Below are 20,082 nucleotides of genomic sequence, written 5' to 3'. Positions count from 1 at the left end.
CGCCTCTGATCCGGTACACCACCCATCGACCACCCTGAACTCATGCAGTCGCAGACTCCCGCGCCCGTGTCCCTGTGCCTGATCGCGTGGGGAGCCACCTCGTCCCTCGTCGTGCCGATCGGAGCGCGACCGGATGGCTGCCGAATCACCTGGGCTGCAGTCGCCGCTCCAGCGGAGAGGACCACCCGTGTCGTACTCGCGTGATCCACTGGCACCGGCCGTACACACCGCGCACGAATGGTTGCGGGCGGTCACGAACGATCTGGGCACATACGACCGGGTTTTCGCGCACCGGGTGATGCGGGCATGGCTGCATACCGTACGCGACAGCGTCGGTGCCGGGACCGCGGCCCGGCTGGCCGCTCAACTGCCGGAATTGTTCCGCGGCGCCTTCTACGAGGGCTGGGTGCCCGCCGAGACGCCACGCCGACACACAGTGGACTCGTTTCTCGCGCAGTTCGCCACCGAAGCCGGTGTCTCCGACGATGAGGCAGCCGCCCTACTCGGCGCGGTCACCGAAGCCCTGAGCGAACTCTTCTCTGCGGGACAGCTGCATCGCCTGCTGGCGGAACTTCCCGCACCGCTGCGCCGACTGCTGACCGGCGATCTGCTGAGCGGCACCTTCACCGCAGCCGTTACCGACAACGAAGGGAGCCGATGATGGGTGCCTATGTCGCGGCGTTCGATCAACTACGCTTGGCCGACACCGACGAGGCCGGTGGTAAAGGCGCCAACCTCGGTGAACTGGTAGCCGCCCGTCTCCCGGTACCGCCGGGCTTCGTCGTACTGCGCTCCTGCTACGAACAGGTGATCGGACAGGGAGTGCACGGCGCCGAACTCTCCTCCTTGCACAGCGAAGCCCTACGAGCCGCCGAGGCCGTCGACCCCGACCGGGTGGATGTCCTGTGCCGGCGCATGCGTGAACTCGTCCACGCATGTGCCCTCGACTCCTCGTCCAGGTCCGCCCTTCTCGCGGCCTACCACACCCTCGGCAAGGATCCGCGGGTGGCTGTTCGGTCCTCAGCGGTCGGTGAGGACAGCGCCACGTCCTCGTTCGCCGGGATGAACCTCACCCGGACCAATGTGCGCGGAGAGCATCAGCTTGTCGAGGCGGTGTTCGACTGCTGGGCATCCCTTTTCACTCCGCGGGTCCTGACCTATCGCGCCCGCCGGGGTATGCACCAAACCCCGGCCATGGCTGTGGTGGTGCAGCAGATGGCAGCCGCCCGCCGGGCCGGGGTCGCGTTCACGGCGGACCCGGCCACCGGCCGCCGGGACCGGATCGTCATCGATGCGGCCCGCGGCCAGGGCGAGGTCGTGGTGTCCGGGACCACCCGTCCCGATACCTACATTCTCGACACCGCCGGCCCTCATCTACTCGAACATCGGCCCGGCCGACAGGATTTCGCCATTGTCGCCGGACCGGACGGAGACCGCCGTATCGAACTCGCCGACGACGACAAAGCGAAGCCAGCCCTGACCGAGCACGAAGCCATCGAGGTGGCCCAGCTCGCGATGGCGGTACAGCAGCACCACGACGGCCGACCCCAGGATGTCGAGTGGGTCTACGACGAGGATTCACTGTGGCTTGTGCAAGCCCGTCCCATCACCACTCTGCGCGAACCGCAACCTGCTTCCTCCCCCGACCTGTCGCCGGCAACGGTGCTCGTGCGCGGATTGGGCGCCGCGCCCGGCATCGCCGGTGGGACCGTGCGCGTACTGTCCTCCCCCGACCAGGGTGACGCCCTACAGCCGGGCGAGATCCTGGTCGCCCCGATGACCAACCCGGATTGGCTGCCGACCATCAACCGGGCAGCAGCCGTGGTCACCGACAGCGGTGGAATGACCTGTCACGCGGCGATCGTCGCCCGCGAACTGGGAGTACCTTGCGTGGTCGGGGCACGATCGGCCACCACCGCCCTCACCGACGGGGACACGGTCACCGTCGACGGCTCGGCGGGTGAGGTCCGCGCGGGCAGGCCCACCAGCACTCCCGTACTCACCGCGCCCGCAGACCAGGCCGCTGCCGTCCGCACGCCACTCACCCCGACGGCGACGAGACTGTATGTGAACATCGCTCTCCCCGAAGCCGCGCGGCGGGCGGCGGCCGCCGATACCGACGGCGTCGGATTGCTGCGTGCCGAGATACTGCTGACCCGGGCGCTGGACAATATGCACCCGCGCGAAGTGATCGCTCGTGGCGAGCAACGCGCGTTCGTCGACCGTATGGTCGGTGCCCTGACCGATATCACCACCGCGTTCGCTCCCCGCCCGGTGATCTACCGCGCAACCGATCTGCGCAGTAACGAATTCCGGGCGCTCGACGGTGGGGAACGCCACGAGCCGCTCGAACACAATCCGATGATCGGCTACCGCGGCTGTTATCGCTACACCCAGGATCCCGAGGTGTTCCAGTTGGAACTCACCGCACTGGCCGAGGTCCGGGAACGAACCCCCAACCTGCACTTGATGATCCCGTTCGTCCGGACCCGGTGGGAACTCGAAGCGTGCCTGGAACTGGTGGACGCCGGTCCGCTACGTCACCAGCGCGGAATGCACCGTTGGGTGATGGCCGAAGTCCCCTCGGTTCTCTACTGGTTACCCGAATACGTCGGCCTGGGCATCGACGGAGTCTCGATCGGCAGCAACGACCTCACCCAGCTGACCCTGGGAGTCGACCGCGACTCCGCCGAATGCGCCCCGCTGTTCGACGAATCCGATCCCGCTGTGCTGGAGGCCATCTCGAATATCGTGTCCGCGGCCCGCACCCTGGGGATCACCTCCTCGCTGTGTGGGCAGGCGCCGTCCAGTCACCCCGAATTCATCGAGCAACTGATCGGGATGGGGATCACGTCCGTATCGGTCACGCCCGACGCCGTCCCCGCCGCGCGCCGTGCGATCGATGCCGCCGAGCGACGGTTACTTCTCGACCACGCCCGCGCGGCCACCGGTCCGCGATGACCGTCGGGCGAACATACGTTCAGCTGCGCGAAACGCACACCGGTGTCGTGGTGCTGTGCGGGGACCGGGCCTACAAGGCCAAGAAACCGATCACGACCGATTTCCTCGACTTCGGCACCACGGAATTACGAGAGCAGGCCTGTGCACGTGAGGTCGAACTGAATCGGCGACTCGCTCCCGATATCTACCTGGGCGTCGCTCACCTCACCGACCCCACCGGTAGGCCGGACGAACCGGTGATCGTGATGCGCCGCCTACCCGAGGAAGCCCGGCTGTCCAACCGGCTCGAGGGCCGCCCGGATGGATCTCCCGACCTGTCGGGCCTGGTGGAATCACTGGTGGCATTCCACGCCACGGCCCGGCGTGGACCCGATATCGACCGCGCCGGCACCGTCGAGGCGCTGGGGGAGCGGTGGAACGACCTTGTGGCGAGCATGCGGCAACAGTGGGGCGATGTCCTCGACCCGGAGGTGCTCGACACGATCAGGACACTGGTGCAGCGGTACCTGTCCGGCCGGCGGCCGTTACTGGAGACCCGCATCGCCGCGGGACGGATCGTCGACGGCCACGGTGACCTCCTCGCCGAGGATATCTTCGAACTGTCCGACGGGTTCCGGATCCTCGACTGTCTGGATTTCGACGATCGGCTGCGCTACGTCGACTGCCTCGACGATATCGCGTTCCTCGCTATGGACCTGGAGTTCCTGGGCCACCCTGAACACGCGGAAAGCCTTGTGCGGGAATACCGTCGCCGATCCGGAGAAACCGCCCCCGAATCCCTGGTCGACCACTACATCGCCTACCGCGCGCTGGTCCGTGCGAAGGTCGACGCGATTCGTGCCCGGCAGGGCGATGCCACCGCGGGTGACCGCGCGCACCGGCATCTGCGGATCGCGGTAGGGCATCTGCGACGGTCAACGGTCCGGCTCGTCCTCGTCGGCGGTCTGCCCGGTTCCGGCAAATCCACACTGGCCACCGGACTGGCGGCGCGTACCGGGGCTGCGGTGCTGTCCAGCGACGTGCTACGCCGGGAGCTACGGTCCACCGGCGATATCGCCGGGGGAAGCGGCATCTACGATCGGGGCGCGTACTCCCTTGCGAACAGGGACCGCGTCTACACCGAGCTCTTGCGTCGGGCGCAAACGCTGCTCAGCGCGGGCATCTCGGTCGTTATCGACGCCAGCTGGCTCGATGCCGGGCGGCGAAAGCTCGCCGAGACAGCCGCATCGGCCGCGGGCGCACGAATCGGATCGATACGCTGTGTCTGTCCGGCCACCGTGGCGCTCAACCGGATCCGGCAACGCGGCAGCAGCCTCTCCGAGGCCACCCCGCAGATCGCCACCGCCTTGGCCGATACCGTAGACCCCTGGCCGGCCGCAGTGGATATCGACACCGACGCGCCTCGGGTGTTGTCGGTGTCGGCGGCCTGCCGGGTTTGGGATGATCTCGCCAGCGAGACCCGGACGGCAGTGCCGATGAGCGGGGCTGCGGTGCGGGCCACTACGGTCTTCCGCGATCCGAACCCATGAGCGGTGGCGACAGCTACGCCGTGGGTGCTTCGGCCCGGGCGGGCAGCTGAGGTTCGCATATCGCCTCGACGAACTCGCCGACCTCCTGCTCCGGCAGTTCCCGGGCCAGGTCGGCTTCGGTGATGATGCCCACCAGCCGACCGTGGTCGGTGACCGGGAGCCGGCGGATCTGGTAGCGCTCCATCAGTGCCAGAGCGTCGCCGATATCGGTGCCGGTCTCCACTGTGCGCAGCTCGTCCCCTTGGGCGTACTCACCAGCGGTGGCAGTAGCGGGGTTGTGTCCCAGCGCGACACAGTTCACGACGATGTCGCGATCGGTGACGATACCTACCGGGTTGCCTTCGCCATCGCAGATCGGCAGGGCGCCGATGCCGCGTTGACGCATCTGCTGCGCCGCGATGTCCAGCGTGTCACGGACCCCTATGTGGGCCACTTCTCCCTGCATCACAGCCTGCGCGGTCGTCATGGTTGCCTCCCTGATGTCACAGTTTCGGTGATGTGCCCATCCTCGCCGCCGGAATCGGGTGGCATCAGGGGACTAAGTACTCTGCGGCAGGTCTTCTGTCGTCGAAGCGAAACGGGTTGCTTCGTGCCGGCGCTGCGCCCCCGTACCGCCTACTCATCGGCGTGCTGCGCGATCTCCGAGGTGCTGCCTACCGCGTCGGCGGCGGGTTCGACGACCGAAGGTCACTCGACAATCCCTTCCTTCGGCACTGTCGGCGCGACGCCTCCATCATTAGCTTCGGAGACGCCATACCACATAGTCGCTGTTCACCGAGCGATGAGGAGATCCGACATGCGTGCACGCGTCGTCTATGAGTCCGTTTTCGGCAACACCGAGGCCGCGGCCACCGCCATCGCGCGGGGCCTGGGCGAATTCGCCGAGGTCGAATCGGTGGACGTGGCCGCCGCCGGGCCCACCTCGCACTCGCCGGTGGATCTGCTCGTGGTCGGCGGCCCCACACATGCCTTCGGATTGAGCCGTCGCCGAACGCGCCAGGAGGCGGCCGACCGATTCGGCGGCCCGGACGTCACGGGCGGCGCGACAGGTATCCGAGAATGGCTCGAGGCCGAACACCGGACCTCGACCGGTGCGCGAGCGGCGGCGTTCGGGACCAAGATGCAGCGCCCCGGCCACCTGCCGGGCTCCGCGGCCCGCGGTATCGGCAGACGGCTGCGCCGGGCAGGGTTCGAACTCGTCCGGCGCCCGATCGACTTCTACGTCGTAGGGATGACGGGACCCCTCGCCCCGGGCGAGTTCGACCGCGCCAGGTCATGGGCCGAGCACCTGGCGTCCGAGGAAGCCGATCGCCGCGCACAACAGTCTCGATAGCAGGCCGCTCGGACGTATCGGCGGTGCGGCGTCATCTGCTGCCGGAGGACACCAGGACAGGTGACTTTCGACCGTCTCGGCGGGCGGGGGAAAACGGGAGGCTGAGGACTGATGATCCGGCGACGAGAGGTGCAGAGATGAGTGCATTCACCGGCCGCAGCGCGCTCGTCACCGGCGGCGCCCGCGGTATCGGTGCCGCCATCGTCCGCGCCCTGGCCAAGGACAATATCGACGTCGTCATCGGCGACCTGCTCGAACCCGCCGGTACAGCACTCGCCGAGTCGGTGGGACCCCACGCGCTGTTCCAACGGCTCGACGTCACCGACGAAGCGGACTGGCGGCGGGTCCTAGACGAAGCCGAGGCCGCGTACGGGCCGCTGGCGATCCTGGTCAACAACGCCGGAATCCTCGATTTCGGTGATGTCGAAACGGAATCGCCGATGGCCTTCCGCCATGTCGTCGATGTGAACCTCTACGGCGCCTGGCTGGGTATGCACTACGCGGCTCCCCGGCTTCGCGCGGCGGGCGGCGGAGTCATCCTGAACATCTCGTCGACGGCCGGTTTGATGGGGTACGCGGGACTCGGCGCCTACGTCGCGAGCAAATGGGGTTTGCGCGGGCTGACCAAAGCCGCCGCGCTCGAACTCGGCCGGGCCGGTGTCCGGGTGTGCTCGGTCCACCCCGGCCCGATACACACTCCGATGACCGAGGTGATGGACGAATCGGTTGCCGCGGCCCAGCCGTTGCCGCGTTTCGGCGAACCGGAGGAGGTGGCGGCGATGGTCCGTTTCCTGATCACCGAAGCGACCTTCTCCACCGGTTCGGAATTCGTCCTGGACGGCGGCGCCACCGCGGGACAGGTCCTGAACCTTCCCGCCCCGTCGTGACCGAGGCGGTGCCGTCCGCATGACCGGAACTTCCGCAAGAAGCCGCCGATCCGAGAGCGAGGACCCATCATGGCCGGGATTCATCCGGACACCGAGGCCGTTCGTGCCGCCCTGGCGCTGGCCGTCCGGGCACCCTCGGTGCACAACACCCAACCGTGGCAGTGGCGGATCGGAGATCGAACCGTTCACCTGTATGCCGACGACAGCCGACGGCTGCCGCATACCGACCCCGATGGCCGTGACGAGATCCTCAGCTGCGGGGTGGCACTGCACCACTTCCGTGTCGCGGCCAAATCCATGGGGTGGCGAACCATCGTCCACCGGCTCCCGAACCCCGCAGACCCGGCGCACCTCGCGGCGATCGAATTCGCCCGCGCGACTCCGACCGCGGACGACGAAGAGCTGGCGCGCGCGATAAACCGCAGACATACCGACCGGCGCCGGGTTTCGGCCCGGGAGACCCCGGCCGATGATCTCGCCACGCTCGCGGCCGCGGCCACCGAGCAGGGTGCCGATGTCCGTGAGATCACCGCCGACGCGGACCGTCCGGTTCTTGTGGCGGCCTTCGCCCGGGCGGCCGAAACGCACCGGACCGACCCCGACTATCGCGCCGAACTCTCGATGTGGAGCGGCCATCACGCCGCACCGGACGGCGTACCCGCGCGCAACGCCGTACCCGTGGCCGCGGACCCGCTCACTCGCGAGTTCGCGGGCGCCACACTGCGCGAATCCGGTGTCCAGGAGATGACCGAGGGCGGCAGCCTCCTGTTGATCCATACCGACTCCGACGATCGGCTGTCCCGGCTCCGGGCCGGAGAAGCGGGCAGCGCAGTGCTGCTGACGGCCACGATGCTCGGCATGGCGACCTGCCCGATGACCGAACCCTTCGAGCTGCCCGATACCCGGGATATGGTGCGCGGCGGGGTGCTCGAGGACATCGGCTACCCGCAGCTGGTCGTCCGGATCGGGTCGGCGCCGGCGGGCGCGGACGATATCCCGGTCTCGCCGCGCCGCCCGCTCGACGAGGTGATCGGGCCCATGCGCTAGATCGCTCGTCGGTAGGTGAAGACCGGCTACGTGCCGCCGGACCAGGACGGAGCAACCCGATGGCAGAGGTCCAGGCCGAGAAAGCCGGCACACCCATCGTGGTGGGTGTCGACGGCTCACTACCGTCGCTGCGTGCCGCGGCATGGGCCGGGCTGGAAGCCCAGCTGCAGGGGCAAAGGCTGCACCTGCTCACTTCGTGTGCACTGCCGCCTCGTTCGGGGACCTCGGTGCCGGCCGAGGCGGAGATCGAGTGGTTGCGGGCGGACGGGGAGTGGGTGCTCGACGAAGCGGTGCGAGCAGCACGCGCGACGGCCGGCGGCTCGGTGTCGATCACGACAGAGCTGACCTTCGAACTGATCACCCCGACCCTGCTGGACCGCTCTGCGCGGGCGGCGATGCTGGCCGTCGGCAGACGCGGCCGCGGTGGGGTCGCCCCGACAGTCATCGGTTCGCTCAGCTCCGCGGTGACAGCGCACGCGCAGTGCTCGGTCGCAGTCATATCCGGGCAGTCCGGCACCGACCCGGTCTCCCGGCGCAAACCGGTAGCGGTCGGGGTCGACGGTAGCCCGCACAGCCTGGTCGCGCTGGAGACGGCTTTCGCCGAGGCGTCGCGTCGCGAGGTGGGGCTGGTGGCGGTGCACGCCTGGAGCGATACCAGCGGAATCGCACTTCCCGCCGATAGACGTCCCACCGACGAAGCTCTGCTCGGCCGGTGGATGGCCGGCCCCGCCCGGCGTTATCCCCGGGTGGAGGTCGAAAGGGTCGTCCGGACCGATGCGCCCGCGCGGACGTTGACCGCCGAATCGGCGTGGGCTCAGCTGCTGATTGTGGGTCGCCGCGGACGTGGCGGAGCTCCGGGCATCCTCTTGGGGGCGACCACAGTCGCGCTGCTGTACGCGGCGGAATGCCCGCTCATGGTCGTGCACGGTCGGCCGATGAGGAATTAGCAGGAAGGGAAAGCCGATGGCAGACCACGGATCCGGCCCGCGGGCACACTCCGAGCCGCTGATAGTCGCGGCCGCGGACGGTTCACCGAGCGCCTACCGAGCGGTTGCCTGGGCCGCTGTCGAAGCAGGTATGCATCACTGCGGGTTGCACCTCGTCAATTCGTGGACGATTCCGTCCGGCTTCGGACCCGAAGCGATCGCGACCGAGAACGATCTGCGCTGGATGCGTGAAGAGGGCGAGCGAATCCTCACCGAGGCGGTGCACGTGGCCCGGACAGCGACCCCGGGCGACGAACTCGCCGTGACCACCGAGGCGACCGATCTGCTCATCGTGCCCGCGCTCATCGCGCAGTCGTCCACGGCGCGGATGCTGGTGGTCGGCAGCCGTGGCCTGGGCGCCTTCCAACGCGGCTTGCTCGGGTCGGTGAGTACGGCGGTCACCCGTCACGCGCAGTGCCCGGTCGCGGTGATCCATGCCGACACGCCACTGGACGTGGTATCGGCCGGTCGGCCGGTTCTGGTGGGTGTCGACGGCACCGGCAACAGCGTCGCGGCGGTGGAACTCGCCTTCGACGAGGCGGCGCGCCGCGAAGTCGGGCTGACCGCGCTGCACGCCTGGAGCGATACCAGCGGACTCGATATCCCGGTCCGCAACTGGGACAGTGCCCGGGCATCGGCGGAAGCGGAGCTGGCCGAGAACCTCGCCGGTTATCGCGAGCGGTATCCGGACGTCCCTGTCCAGCGGATCGTGACCGCCGATCGGCCGGTCCGCTCGCTGCTCGACGCCTCGGACGACGCGCAACTGGTCGTCGTGGGCAGCCACGGGCGCGGCGGTTTCACGAGCATGCTGCTCGGATCGACGAGTAACGCGCTGCTGCACGCTGTGGATACTCCGATGATCATCGCCCGCGCGCGGGACGCCCGGTGAGCCGTGAGCGCGGGGCAATTCGTGGGCCGGCCGCAGCAATCAGCGGTGCTGTTCGGTATGGGCGACCATGACCGGGCAGTGCGCATGCTGGACGAGCGCATTGCCGGTGGATCCCAGGAACAGGCCGCGGAACCCGCCCCGGCCGCGGTTGCCGACCACCACCAGTTGCGCCAACCTCGACCACTCGATCAACTGGTGAACCGGCCCGGCGGGGTAGACCTTGCGGATGATCGGGACATCGGGGTACTTCTCCTGCCAACCGGCGAGCTGTTCGGACAGGAGGGCCTGTGCGGAGGCGGCCACCACCGGGTCCGTGATCGTATTCGGGTATCCGGCAAAGCGATCGAAGCGCTGATCGCACCAGGCGTGTACCGCCACGAGCCGGGTCCTGCGCTCGGCGGCCTCGTGGAAGGCGGCGGCGAGGGCGGCTTGGCTCCGGGCGCTGCCGTCTATGCCCACCACCACCGGGTATCCGCCGCCGGACCGGAGTTCGGCGCCACGATGCCGGACCACCGCCACGGTCCCTCGCCCGTGTGCGACGACAGCGAGCAGCGTGGAGCCGAGGTGGGCGAACGTCCCGCTGTCGCCGGCCGCGCCGAGGACGACCATATGCGCGTCGGCCGATCGCGCGATGAGCAGGCGCGCGGATTCTGCCTCGCAGACCTCGGTACGGATCCGGACGCCCGGAGCGACCGCCCTGGCCAGGCGCGCCGCCGAGGTGATGTACTCCTCCCCGCACCGGCGGATGTTGTCGATGACGCCGGGAGCCAGCACATCGTAGGAGCCCAGTGCGGCCGCGGCGGCCGTGAGATCGAGCCCGTGCACGATATGCAGGGTCCGGCCACGCTGGGCCGCGGTTTCCGCGGCCCAGTGCACCGCCCGGTGGGCGGCGGCGGAACCGTCGGTGCCCACCACGATGGCAGCGGAGGCCAGATTGTGTGGTCGGTCCGTGCGATGGGCGGCCATGTCGCGGGTCCCTTCGGCTCGACGCGGCGCAGTATTCGACGCGGCGCAGTATTCACAGGTTAGAAGCCCGTCCCCGCCCGGCACGCCTGTCGTTTGTCATGAACCCGGGGGCCGAAAGGTGATAGTCCGGACCATTCGATGGACGGCGTGGCGGTTTCCGACACCGCGGATCGGTGACCTTCGCCTCTGCCGGCGATCAGACCTCGAGGGAACAGTGAAGATGACGACGTTCTTACCGATCGCCCACGACGAAAGCAGCCGAGGATGGGTTCCGGTGCCTCCCATATGACCCAGTCGGACCTGTTCACCTGGAGCATGGAACAGGATCCCGTGCTCCGTTCGACCATCGTCTCGGTGCTCGTTCTCGACGCGGAACCGCGATGGGACACGGTGGTTCGGGTAGTGGATCGGGGGACCCGGGTGGTCCCGCGGTTCCGGCACATCCTGTCCACGGTGCCGTTGGGTCTCGCCCCGCCTCGCTGGGAACCGGACCCGAACTTCGATCTGTCCTGGCATCTTCGCCGCGCCGCGCTGCCGGGTGCGGCGGACCGGTCCGATGTGCTGGAGTTCGCCCGGAACGAGGTGATGACAGCCTTCGACCCCGCCCGCCCATTGTGGACATTGACCCTGTTGACCGGTTTGCCCGAAGGGCGCACGGCGGCAGTTCTCAAGGTCCACCACAGCTTGACCGACGGCGTCGGCGGTATGGAGATCGCCGGACAGATACTGGATATCACCCGAGAGGGGACAGAACGCGGACCGGTCCGCGGACGTAGCGGGTCCGTGGCCGGACAGGTCGCCGATACGCTGGCGTGGAACTGGTCGACGGGGTACGGACTGCTACGCGGCGGAGTGTCTGCGGTGGCGGCGCTCGGACGAGCGGCCTGGAATCCGGTCGCCGCCGCACGCGGTGGCGCGGCCCTCACGTCCTCGCTGGCGCGTCTGGCCCGTCCTGTGGTCACCACGATGTCGCCGGTGATGACCGAACGCAGCCTCGGACGGCGGTTGACGGTACTCGAGGTGCCGCTCCAACAGTTGACCGAATCCGCACTCACGGCCGGATGCACCGTCAACGATGCCTTCCTCACCGCACTGCTCCTGGGATTGCGTTCCTACCACACTCGATACGACGCGCCGATAGAGCAGCTGCGGGTGACGGTCCCGATCAGTATCCGTGCCGAGGACGATCCGATCGGCGGAAACCGGATCACCCTGGCCAGATTCGGTATTCCGGTCCACACCGACGATGTATTGGACCTGATGTGGGTGGTGCACGATCTCGTCGACCGCTGGCGCCGTGAACCCGCCATCCCACTGTCCAACGCGGTGGCGGCCGTATTCAACCGCCTGCCCAGCGGCGCGCTGGCGCAGATGCTGAAGCACATCGACTTCGTCGCCTCCGACGTACCGGGCTCACCGATCCCGCTCTACCTCGCGGGCGCCGAGGTCGAGAGCATCCACGCTTTCGGTCCGACCATCGGCACCGCCTTCAACGCCACACTGATCTCCTACCTCGGAACATGTTGTGTGGGAATCAATGCCGATACGGCGGCAGTGCCGGATATCCAGGAATTCACCGCGTGCCTCGACTCCGGCTTCCGTGCAGTGTCGGCGCTCGGTTCCGGCGCGGATACCGCTGCGAGGTGAGTGCGCCATGACCGGCCGGTCCGACATCTGCTTTACAGCCACCAGCGGTGTGCCGACCGTGCGGCAACTCCCCCATGACAGGAGTGCGTCATGACCGAGCTCCGTGCACTCGACACCGGTTTCATCGAATTGGAGGACGCCGATCGGCGGATCAGCCTCGGTATCGCGGTTGTCGCGATCCTCGACGGCCCGCCGCCCGCACGCGACGCTTTCACCGCGACCCTGGGACAGCGGCTCGGCGGGATGCCCCGGTTGAAGCAACGAGTACATCGCGCCCCATTCGATGTGACCGCCCCGCAATGGGAGGACGATCCCGCCTTCGACCTCGCTCACCATATTCGGTGGACAGCCCTGCCGAGACCCGGCGACGAGAAGACACTGTGGGAGTTGGTGGCCACCGAAATCGAAGAGCGTCTCGATCGCGACCACCCGTTGTGGCAATGCGTCCTGGTAGAGGGCCTGGCCGGGGATCGCTGGGCATTGGTCTTGAAAGCACACCACAGCCTGGTGGACGGAATCTCCGGAGTGGCAGTATTCGCCAACCTCTGCGATCCGCCGCCGTCGGCCGAGGGCAAGCGGGCACCTGCACGTCGTGCACCCCGGCCACCCAAACTCTCGGCCTTGCTGAAGCTACCGGTGTCGATGCCCGGGATCGCCTTCGGTACAGTGCGCCGCCTCGTTCCCATCGGCGCGGCCGTGGTGGAATCTGGGCCGGTGTCCTCGCTCAACGGGCCCATCGGGCACCGGCGTCGATACACCGCCGTACGGGTGTCGCTGCCCGTGGTCGCCGATATCGGCGCGAAGTACCGGGTCACCGTCAACGACGTGGTTCTCGCCGCGATCACCGCGGGCTACCGGGAGCTGTTACTGAGGCGCGGCGAGACACCGACCGCACGCGGACTGCGCATACTCGTGCCGGTGTCCATGCGGGCCGAGCACGCGAAATATGTCCTCGACAATCGGGTCTCGGCGGTGCTGCCGTACCTGCCGATCGACCGAACCGACGCGGTCGACCGCCTGCGCGCCGTCCATACGTCCATGCAGACCCAGAAATCCGGTGGTGCGGCGGGCGCTGAGCATACGGTTCTGGGGCTGGCGGGGTGGCTCCCGTTCGCCGCAGTGGCGTGGACTCTGCGACTCGCGACACGGTTTCCGCAGCGCGGTGTCGCCGCGGTGGCGACCAACGTTCCAGGACCACGGCACGAGCTCACACTCCAAGGCCATGAAGTGCTGGAATTGCTGCCCGCGGTGCCGATCGCTATGCGCCTGCGGACCGCGATCGCGATCCTCAGCTACCACGATCACCTGGTGTTCGGAATCACCGGTGATTACGATACGACCCCTGATATCGACGTGCTGGCGGACGGGATCCGAAGCGCCATAGGTGAACTCGCCGCCCGTGCCGCGTGTGGTCGCGATTCTTCCGGTCGGGCCGCGAAGGACGGGGAGAACGAGTAAGCGTCTCACCGGTCTTCGGTGGGGGAGAAGGACGGCGGTCCCTGGTAGGGGCGTTGCAGAGCGGCGAATTCCGGAACAGTGGCCGTGGTGACCAGGGCCTCGAGCAGCGCGCGGCCCCGATCTGGGTGCGGCGGGGCGGTGAGTACCGGTCCGGCGAACCCGCGCCCGTCGATCGAAATGATCGGGCTGCCGCCCGGGCCGCCGAGCGTGTCCTGACTCGCTCGGTGAACGCGAGCCACCGCGGGATCGTAGGCGGCGTCGTCGAGTGCGCCGGTCAACGCGGGGTCGAGGCCGGCGCAGGACAATGCGTTGATCGAGGCAGTTTCCGCCGGTCGGCCTTTCAGATGTAGTTGTGACCCGAATTCCCGGTAGAGCGTGGTGAAGACGGCCTCGTCGTACCGTTCGGCGGCCGCGGCGAATACTCTGCCCACCCGACGCGAGCGATCGATCATCGGCTGGTGGCCGGTATCTGCGTTGTTGCCTTCGTTCAGCACCGCCAGGCTCATCTGCCGCAGAGTGACCCGGTGGGCGTCGGCTGCGCTGTCGAGCAACCAGCTCGCGGTCACCCACGCGAACGGGCACACCGGGTCCAGATATAGATCGATCTCGGCCATCGTCGTTCCTCCTTCAGTGTGGCTCGTGCGACACCTCCATAAAGCGCGATGCGCGCGTAGCCCGATGACACCAATATACCCCCAGGGGTATAGTCGGCCGCAGGCAGATACCCCCCGGGGTATATGAATGGAGGAGTGTGCCGATGAGCGAAGAACCCGAGAACCGAGTAGGCGGCGCGTCGACCCGCGTTGCGACCGCGGTCGCTCCGGAACCCTCGCCCGCGCCGCTGGGTGGGCCGCTCGCGCGACTGGGTGCGACCATGGCCGGGCGCGCGCGCCTGGTCTTCGGGGTGTGGCTGGTAGTGCTGATCGCACTCGGCGCGGCAGCGCCGAGTGTGTTCAGCTCGCTCGCGGGCGCGGGCTGGCAGGCCGACGGGTCGGAGTCGGTGCGCGTGCGTGCAGTCGCCGAACAGCACTTCGGCGGGAACTCCTCGGCCGCCGTGCAGGTGGTCGTGCACTCCAGCACCGAGACCGTCGGCAGTCCGGCGATGACACAGGTGATCGGTGAGGTCACTCAGGTGTTCGCCGGGGACGACCGATTCGGGCCGGTGATCGCTCCGCAGCCGGGAACGACGATCAGTCCCGACGGCCACACCGGGATCCTCATCGCGGGCGCGAACGCATCCACCGACGACATGGTCCGAGCGGTCGACGACCACAAAGAGACTCTGACGGCGCTGTCGGGCGGGGGAGTGGAGGTCTATCCGACGGGCGCGTCCGCGCTCTGGAGTGATTTCAACAAAGCCAATCACGACGCGATGATCAAAGCCGAGTTGTTCTCCTGGCCGGTGACGCTCGCGATCATGGTGCTGGCATTCGGCTCCCTGGTCGCGGCGGGGCTGCCGCTGCTGCTGACCGTCGCCGGTCTGGTGGCCTCCGCCGGAGGGCTGGTGCTGCTGAACCAGATCACACCCATCTCGGTGTGGGCGATGAACTTCGCGATGATGTTCGCCCTCGCGCTCGGGATCGATTACGCCCTGTTCATCGTCGCGCGCTTCCGGGACGCGCTGACCAGAACAGCCGACACCCGGCGGGCGGTCGCCGAAACCATGGACACCGCCGGCAAGGCTGTTGTGCTGTCGGGCATCACGGTGCTGGTGAGTTTGTCGGCGGTGCTGCTCGTCCCGGCTCCGGCGGTGCGCACGATGGCTGTCGGCATCATGCTGGCCGTGGTGTTCGTACTCGCCGCCACTCTGACGCTGCTGCCCGCGACGCTGGGCGCGCTCGGCAGCAAGATCAACGCACGTGCGCTCCCGTATGCGAAACGGCAACAGCACCGGTCCCCGCGCTTCGCTCGATGGGGTGAGTTGCTGCACAACCACCCGTGGCCGTTCGCGGTCGCCGCGCTCGCCGTGCTGATCGGGCTGTCGATTCCGGTGCTGGGGTTGAAGGTCGCGATGCCCTCGATTCAGGTCGTGCCCGCGGACGCACCGGTGCGTCTGGGGTATGAACTCGTGCAACGCCAGTTGGGCCCCGGTGCTCCGGGAGCGCTGCAGATCGTCGCCCCGGCCGAAGACGCAGCCGAAGCCGGTCGTCTGGCCGCGGCCACCGACGGTGTCGCCATGGTCACCCCCGCCCAGTCCTCCGGCGACGGATCGGATCTGGTGATGCTGCGAGCCCTGCCCGAAGTCGACCCCTCCGACGAACGCATGGGTGCGATCCTCGACGACCTGCGGGAACGGTTACCCGACCAGGCGATCGTCGGCGGCGCCCCCGCCGAGAACCTGGATCTGCAGCAAGCGCTCGACGACTATCTACCGATCATCGTCGGCGTGATCCTCGTACTCGGTTTCGTGCTGCTGCTGGTCGCGCTGCAGGCTCCGCTCATCGCGGCGCTGGGCACCCTGGTCAGCCTGCTGTCGACCGCCGCCGCGTTCGGTGTGGCGAAACTGATCTTCCAGGACGGTCACGGCGCGAGCCTGCTCGGCTTCACCCCGCAGGGATTCCTCGACGGCTGGGGGCCGGTGTTCTTCTTCGCCATGATCTTCGCGATCGCCATGGATTACACGGTGTTCCTGCTGGCCACCGCCAAAGAACACTACGAGCGCACCGAGGACCCGAAGGCCGCCCACATCGACGGACTGGCGCATTCCGGGCGGGTGATCTTCGCGGCGGCCGCGGTCATGGTCGCGGTGTTCTTCACCTTCGCCCTGGCCCAGCCGCTGCCACCCAAGGAGATGGGCATCATCCTCGGCGTCGCGGTCCTGCTCGACGCGCTCGTGGTGCGGTTGGTCCTGCTACCGGTCATCCTGCGACTGACCGGCCGCGGTGCGTGGTGGTCGCCACGCTGGCTACGCAGAGTGCTGCCGAGCATCCGTTTCGCTCACCAATGACCAATGACCAATGACCAATGACCAATGACCAATGACCAATGACCAATGACCAATGACCAATGACCAATGACCAATGACCAATGACCAATGACCGATGCCCTGTGCCCCGACCTCGCGTTGACCAGATACCCTGGGGGGTATTATGAGGTGGGGGACGTGAAGAGGAGAAACGCACCATGATCGGCGACGAGAACACCATCGCTCCCGTACTCAACCGGCTGCGCCGCGCCCACGGTCAACTTGCGGGTGTCATCGCGATGATCGAGGCCGGGCGCGACTGCAAAGACGTGGTCACCCAGCTCGCGGCCGTATCCCGCGCGCTGGACCGAGCCGGCTTCAAGATCGTCGCCACCGGTTTGCGCGAATGCCTCGACCGCGAGGACGGGGATACCGACCCGATGACTGTCGACGAGCTGGAAAAACTGTTCCTCGCGTTGGCCTGACCCCAGCGTGTCCAGGAACAGTCAGCGGAAGGACGGATGAATATGCCGACCCTCGTACGCCACCGCGAATGGACCATCGACCGCCTGGTTCCGTTGCTTGCCGGAATTCTGGTCCTGGTGAGTACCGGCATGGCCGCAGCGCTGTCACCGTGGTGGCTGGTCCTGGCCCTGCTAGTCGGAGCGAACCTGCTGCTCTACAGCGCGGTCGGCTGGTGCCCGGCGACGCTGATCATGGCACGTCTCGGTGTTCCCGCCGGTTCCTCCACCTGCACGAACCCGCGCACCTGAATGCACGCGGCCACAACCACCCACCGGAACAGGAGATGACCAGATGACCGACACCACGACCGGACTCGCGATTTCCACCACCCTGACCACCACCTTCGACGACGCCGTGCAACGCACGCGCGCGGCATTGTCCGAGCAAGGGTTCGGCATACTCACCGAGATAGATATGCGCGCCACGCTCGAGGCCAAGCTCGGCCATGAAATGGAGGACTACCTCATCCTCGGTGCCTGCAATCCACCGCTGGCCCACCGCGCTGTCGACATCGATCGCCAGATCGGGCTCCTGTTGCCTTGCAACGTTGTTGTTCGGCGTGATCCCGCAAAGAACACCGATGTACTGGTCGAAGCGATGAACCCCAACGTCATGGTTCAAGTCACCGGAGAATCCGCGCTGACACCTGTCGCCGAGGAAGCCTCGATGAAACTCCGGGCTGCCGTCGACTCTCTGCATGCAACCACGCATTGACAAGGCGTACCTTCCACAATCGGCGTTGGCCCCCAGCTGGCCGGCCGCAGGACGGAACCCGCGGGACTGTGGATTTATCGGCGTTTCCGGCCTGATTCGCCGACCGGATGGTCAGCGGATGCCTTCGCGGAGAAGAAGGCCGAGCAGCTGGCAGCGGCCGCGTTGGCCGAGGATCGGCGCGTCGTGCGTGAGCGCGCCCGTGAGGCGCTCACCGGGGAGTTTTCCGGCCGGATCGGTGCGGGGTCATCGTCGTAGCACCCTTCGCCAGGAGTGCGTCGAGTGACCAGGCGCCGGCACCGACGGTGAGCAAGAATGCGCTGCCGCACAGCTGCGCGAGGTCGGTGCGGGACTCGTGGACGAAATCCCACCACCCGGACTTCCCCGTGAACAGTGCCGCCTCACCCCACAGGATCGGCAGCTTCGTGATCAGCAGCGCACCGAGCATGTTCACGATCATCGGTACCGCCGCGGGCCGGGTGAACAGTCCCGCCAGAATCAAGACGCCGCAGACGATCTCGAGCACTCCGTCGAGGGGGCCGAAGAATTCCGGGGCCGGGATACCAGCTTTGTCGAATCGGCCGGCGCCGAGCCTTTCGGGGTAGAGGAATTTCTGGATGCCTTCGAAGAAGAACACCGCGCCCACGTAGAGACGGATCCAGATCACCGACGCCGGCGCTGTCGTCGCGGTGAGTCGAGTCGGCCAGGTGTGGTCACGGGTCATTCGGTACCCCTTCGGTCGGGCGAATCCTATTGTTGTTCAAGTGGTATCGCTGTCCGGCGGGCGGCGGCGCGCCGTGTAGATCAGTGCGCCCACGGCCACGACGGCGGCTCCGGCCAGAACCGACGGGCCGGGCAGGGTGAATGCGAGCACCAGAGACCCTGCCAGCCCGACCGCGGGAATGGCCCGTATCGGGCGGCCCTCGGCTGCGGTGAGGGTTGCGGCGGCGGCGTTGGCGATCGCGTAGTACACCAGGACTCCGAACGAGGCGAAGCCGATTGCGGACCTGATGTCGATGGTCGCCGCGGCGCCGGCGACGAGCACGCCGATGGCGAGTTCGGCGCGGTGTGGTACGGCGAACCGTGGATGTACGGCGGCCAGCGCGCGAGGAAGATGGCGGTCGCGGGCCATGGCGAGGGTGGTGCGTGAGACGCCGAGCAGCAACGCCAGCAGTGACCCCAGCGCAGCGAGCACGGCGCCCGCGCGCACCACCGGTTCCGCCCAGCCGGCCTCGGCTGCCCGGACAACCGACGACAGGGGTGCGCTGGCGGCGGCCAACTCCACCGGGCCCAGCACCGCCAGTGCGGCGATCGCGACCAGTGTGTACACAACCAGGGTGATCCCCAACGCCGAGGGGATCGCCCGGGGGATCGTGCGGGTGGGATCGCGCACCTCTTCGCCGAGGGTGGCGATGCGCGCGTATCCGGCAAAAGCGAAGAACAGCAGAACCGCTGCCTGCAGTACTCCACCTACCGAGAGATCGGCGCCGAAGCCGAGCCGGGTGGCCGCGCCCGCGCCGGAGGCGAACGCGGCGGCCATCACCGCGGTGAGCGTCGCGAGTACGAGGGCTACAATCACCCGTGTCACCGCCGCCGACTTCTGTACGCCCCGGTAGTTGATCGCGGTCACCGCCACCACCACAGCCGCGGCTACCGGGTGCGCCTGTTCGGGCCAGGCGTAGATCCCCACGGTCAGTGCCATTGCCGCACAGGAGGCGGTCTTGCCGACAATGAAGCTCCACCCGGCGAGATATCCCCAGAATTCGCCCAGCCGTTCGCGGCCGTATACATAGGTGCCGCCCGAGGCCGGGTAGCGTGCGGCCAGCCGCGCCGAGGAAGTCGCGTTGCAGTAGGCGATCAGAGCCGCGACGGCGAGCCCGAGCAGCAACCCCGACCCCGCCGCGCGGGCAGCCGGCGCCAGCGCCGCGAAAATGCCGGCCCCGATCATCGACCCCAGCCCGACCACTACGGCATCGGTGAGCCCCAGACTGCGCCGCAACTGCCGGGCGGCGGGATCCGGTCCACCGGTCGACATATTCTCCGACACCACAACTCCTATCGATGCTCGAGCCCGGGAGTAACCCGAGCTCATCGCTGCAGCCGGCCTGTGTGCCCCGCCTGTTCGGCGAGACTCCCGCCGTCGACGCGAGCCTTCGGTAGTTCCGCGACGAGAACCCGGAGCGGGCGGCGAAGCGAGATGGAAGCGCCGAACACCTATTACATCAAATTGGTTTGATG

The 20,082-nt window shown here is 67.8% G+C and carries 19 protein-coding genes; 14 read left to right on the top strand and 5 right to left on the bottom strand.

Going from position 1 to position 20,082, the window contains the following annotated elements; genetic code table 11:
* The first annotated feature begins 187 nt into the window (after positions 1–187).
* The 3 genes from OG405_RS14460 to OG405_RS14450 are packed head-to-tail and all read left to right on the top strand — an operon-like array spanning position 188 to position 4,490.
* Positions 188–661 (top strand): DUF2267 domain-containing protein, encoded by a 474-nt coding sequence (locus OG405_RS14460; protein WP_327152152.1) that lies wholly within the window; start codon positions 188–190, stop codon positions 659–661.
* Complete coding sequence (gene ppsA / locus OG405_RS14455) at positions 661–2,961, top strand: phosphoenolpyruvate synthase (RefSeq protein WP_327152337.1); 2,301 nt, start codon at positions 661–663, stop codon at positions 2,959–2,961. Before OG405_RS14460 ends, ppsA begins: the two co-directional genes overlap by 1 nt.
* Entirely contained in the window at positions 2,958–4,490 is a 1,533-nt protein-coding gene (locus OG405_RS14450) for a bifunctional aminoglycoside phosphotransferase/ATP-binding protein (protein ID WP_327152151.1), read from the top strand. The genes ppsA and OG405_RS14450 overlap by 4 nt, the downstream gene beginning before the upstream one ends.
* 13 nt (positions 4,491–4,503) lie before the next feature.
* Here OG405_RS14450 and OG405_RS14445 read toward each other — a convergent pair whose 3' ends face one another.
* Complete coding sequence (locus tag OG405_RS14445; protein WP_327152150.1) at positions 4,504–4,956, bottom strand: CBS domain-containing protein; 453 nt, start codon at positions 4,954–4,956, stop codon at positions 4,504–4,506.
* A gap of 330 nt (positions 4,957–5,286) precedes the next feature.
* On the opposite strand from OG405_RS14445, the gene OG405_RS14440 reads away from it, so the two are divergent.
* From OG405_RS14440 to OG405_RS14420, 5 genes are all read left to right on the top strand, one after another.
* The gene (locus tag OG405_RS14440) at positions 5,287–5,823 is read left to right on the top strand and encodes a flavodoxin family protein (RefSeq protein WP_327152149.1); all 537 of its coding nucleotides are present in this window, start codon (positions 5,287–5,289) and stop codon (positions 5,821–5,823) included.
* Between the two features lie 137 nt (positions 5,824–5,960).
* Positions 5,961–6,710, top strand: coding sequence for an SDR family NAD(P)-dependent oxidoreductase (locus tag OG405_RS14435; RefSeq protein ID WP_327152148.1), 750 nt, complete (start codon positions 5,961–5,963; stop codon positions 6,708–6,710).
* Between the two features lie 69 nt (positions 6,711–6,779).
* Complete coding sequence (locus OG405_RS14430; RefSeq protein ID WP_327152147.1) at positions 6,780–7,757, top strand: Acg family FMN-binding oxidoreductase; 978 nt, start codon at positions 6,780–6,782, stop codon at positions 7,755–7,757.
* Positions 7,758–7,816: 59 nt separating this feature from the next.
* Entirely contained in the window at positions 7,817–8,704 is an 888-nt protein-coding gene (locus OG405_RS14425) for a universal stress protein (protein ID WP_327152146.1), read from the top strand.
* 16 nt (positions 8,705–8,720) lie between these two features.
* Positions 8,721–9,632, top strand: a complete 912-nt coding sequence (locus tag OG405_RS14420) for a universal stress protein (RefSeq protein ID WP_327152145.1) — start codon at positions 8,721–8,723, stop codon at positions 9,630–9,632.
* Between the two features lie 39 nt (positions 9,633–9,671).
* On the opposite strand, the gene OG405_RS14415 is transcribed toward OG405_RS14420, so the two are convergent.
* The gene (locus OG405_RS14415; RefSeq protein WP_327152144.1) at positions 9,672–10,598 is read right to left on the bottom strand and encodes a universal stress protein; all 927 of its coding nucleotides are present in this window, start codon (positions 10,596–10,598) and stop codon (positions 9,672–9,674) included.
* A 264-nt stretch (positions 10,599–10,862) separates the two neighbouring features.
* Between OG405_RS14415 and OG405_RS14410 the strand changes: the two genes are divergently transcribed.
* Together OG405_RS14410 and OG405_RS14405 are read left to right on the top strand one after the other, a co-directional pair.
* Complete coding sequence (locus OG405_RS14410; protein WP_327152143.1) at positions 10,863–12,245, top strand: wax ester/triacylglycerol synthase domain-containing protein; 1,383 nt, start codon at positions 10,863–10,865, stop codon at positions 12,243–12,245.
* 90 nt (positions 12,246–12,335) lie between these two features.
* Positions 12,336–13,703 carry a wax ester/triacylglycerol synthase family O-acyltransferase gene (locus OG405_RS14405; RefSeq protein ID WP_327152142.1) on the top strand — a complete coding sequence of 456 codons (1,368 nt, stop codon included), beginning with the start codon at positions 12,336–12,338 and terminating at the stop codon, positions 13,701–13,703.
* Between the two features lie 5 nt (positions 13,704–13,708).
* On the opposite strand, the gene OG405_RS14400 is transcribed toward OG405_RS14405, so the two are convergent.
* Positions 13,709–14,317: a mycothiol-dependent nitroreductase Rv2466c family protein gene (locus OG405_RS14400; protein WP_327152141.1), complete on the bottom strand. Its 609-nt coding sequence runs from the start codon at positions 14,315–14,317 to the stop codon at positions 13,709–13,711.
* A 143-nt stretch (positions 14,318–14,460) separates the two neighbouring features.
* Between OG405_RS14400 and OG405_RS14395 the strand changes: the two genes are divergently transcribed.
* The 4 genes from OG405_RS14395 to OG405_RS14380 all read left to right on the top strand — a co-directional run bounded on the left by OG405_RS14395 (position 14,461) and on the right by OG405_RS14380 (position 17,847).
* The gene (locus OG405_RS14395) at positions 14,461–16,650 is read left to right on the top strand and encodes an MMPL family transporter (protein WP_442790716.1); all 2,190 of its coding nucleotides are present in this window, start codon (positions 14,461–14,463) and stop codon (positions 16,648–16,650) included.
* Between the two features lie 176 nt (positions 16,651–16,826).
* Positions 16,827–17,093, top strand: coding sequence for a metal-sensitive transcriptional regulator (locus OG405_RS14390; RefSeq protein ID WP_327152140.1), 267 nt, complete (start codon positions 16,827–16,829; stop codon positions 17,091–17,093).
* Positions 17,094–17,129: 36 nt separating this feature from the next.
* On the top strand, positions 17,130–17,381 hold the full coding sequence (locus tag OG405_RS14385; protein ID WP_327152139.1) for a YgaP family membrane protein: 252 nt from the start codon (positions 17,130–17,132) through the stop codon (positions 17,379–17,381).
* A 43-nt stretch (positions 17,382–17,424) separates the two neighbouring features.
* Entirely contained in the window at positions 17,425–17,847 is a 423-nt protein-coding gene (locus tag OG405_RS14380; RefSeq protein ID WP_327152138.1) for a DUF302 domain-containing protein, read from the top strand.
* 208 nt (positions 17,848–18,055) lie between these two features.
* Here OG405_RS14380 and OG405_RS14375 read toward each other — a convergent pair whose 3' ends face one another.
* Both OG405_RS14375 and OG405_RS14370 read right to left on the bottom strand, forming a co-directional pair.
* Positions 18,056–18,568, bottom strand: coding sequence for a DoxX family protein (locus OG405_RS14375; protein WP_327152137.1), 513 nt, complete (start codon positions 18,566–18,568; stop codon positions 18,056–18,058).
* Between the two features lie 36 nt (positions 18,569–18,604).
* Entirely contained in the window at positions 18,605–19,879 is a 1,275-nt protein-coding gene (locus OG405_RS14370; RefSeq protein ID WP_327152335.1) for an APC family permease, read from the bottom strand.
* Positions 19,880–20,082: the final 203 nt, after the last annotated feature.

The sequence above is a fragment of the Nocardia sp. NBC_01329 genome, from assembly GCF_035956715.1.
Classification (GTDB): domain Bacteria; phylum Actinomycetota; class Actinomycetes; order Mycobacteriales; family Mycobacteriaceae; genus Nocardia.
The sequence above is the reverse complement of the archived record's forward strand: the minus strand, read 5'-3'. Positions and strand labels throughout refer to the sequence as shown.

Coding starts and splice junctions, on each gene's coding strand:
- ppsA (WP_327152337.1), top strand. CDS start 661: ATGGGTGCCTATGTCGCGGCGTTCGATCAACTACGCTTGGCCGACACC.
- OG405_RS14450 (WP_327152151.1), top strand. CDS start 2,958: ATGACCGTCGGGCGAACATACGTTCAGCTGCGCGAAACGCACACCGGT.
- OG405_RS14445 (WP_327152150.1), bottom strand. CDS start 4,956: ATGACGACCGCGCAGGCTGTGATGCAGGGAGAAGTGGCCCACATAGGG.
- OG405_RS14440 (WP_327152149.1), top strand. CDS start 5,287: ATGCGTGCACGCGTCGTCTATGAGTCCGTTTTCGGCAACACCGAGGCC.
- OG405_RS14435 (WP_327152148.1), top strand. CDS start 5,961: ATGAGTGCATTCACCGGCCGCAGCGCGCTCGTCACCGGCGGCGCCCGC.
- OG405_RS14430 (WP_327152147.1), top strand. CDS start 6,780: ATGGCCGGGATTCATCCGGACACCGAGGCCGTTCGTGCCGCCCTGGCG.
- OG405_RS14425 (WP_327152146.1), top strand. CDS start 7,817: ATGGCAGAGGTCCAGGCCGAGAAAGCCGGCACACCCATCGTGGTGGGT.
- OG405_RS14420 (WP_327152145.1), top strand. CDS start 8,721: ATGGCAGACCACGGATCCGGCCCGCGGGCACACTCCGAGCCGCTGATA.
- OG405_RS14415 (WP_327152144.1), bottom strand. CDS start 10,598: ATGGCCGCCCATCGCACGGACCGACCACACAATCTGGCCTCCGCTGCC.
- OG405_RS14410 (WP_327152143.1), top strand. CDS start 10,863: ATGGGTTCCGGTGCCTCCCATATGACCCAGTCGGACCTGTTCACCTGG.
- OG405_RS14405 (WP_327152142.1), top strand. CDS start 12,336: ATGACCGAGCTCCGTGCACTCGACACCGGTTTCATCGAATTGGAGGAC.
- OG405_RS14400 (WP_327152141.1), bottom strand. CDS start 14,317: ATGGCCGAGATCGATCTATATCTGGACCCGGTGTGCCCGTTCGCGTGG.
- OG405_RS14395 (WP_442790716.1), top strand. CDS start 14,461: ATGAGCGAAGAACCCGAGAACCGAGTAGGCGGCGCGTCGACCCGCGTT.
- OG405_RS14390 (WP_327152140.1), top strand. CDS start 16,827: ATGATCGGCGACGAGAACACCATCGCTCCCGTACTCAACCGGCTGCGC.
- OG405_RS14385 (WP_327152139.1), top strand. CDS start 17,130: ATGAATATGCCGACCCTCGTACGCCACCGCGAATGGACCATCGACCGC.
- OG405_RS14380 (WP_327152138.1), top strand. CDS start 17,425: ATGACCGACACCACGACCGGACTCGCGATTTCCACCACCCTGACCACC.
- OG405_RS14375 (WP_327152137.1), bottom strand. CDS start 18,568: ATGACCCGTGACCACACCTGGCCGACTCGACTCACCGCGACGACAGCG.
- OG405_RS14370 (WP_327152335.1), bottom strand. CDS start 19,879: ATGTCGACCGGTGGACCGGATCCCGCCGCCCGGCAGTTGCGGCGCAGT.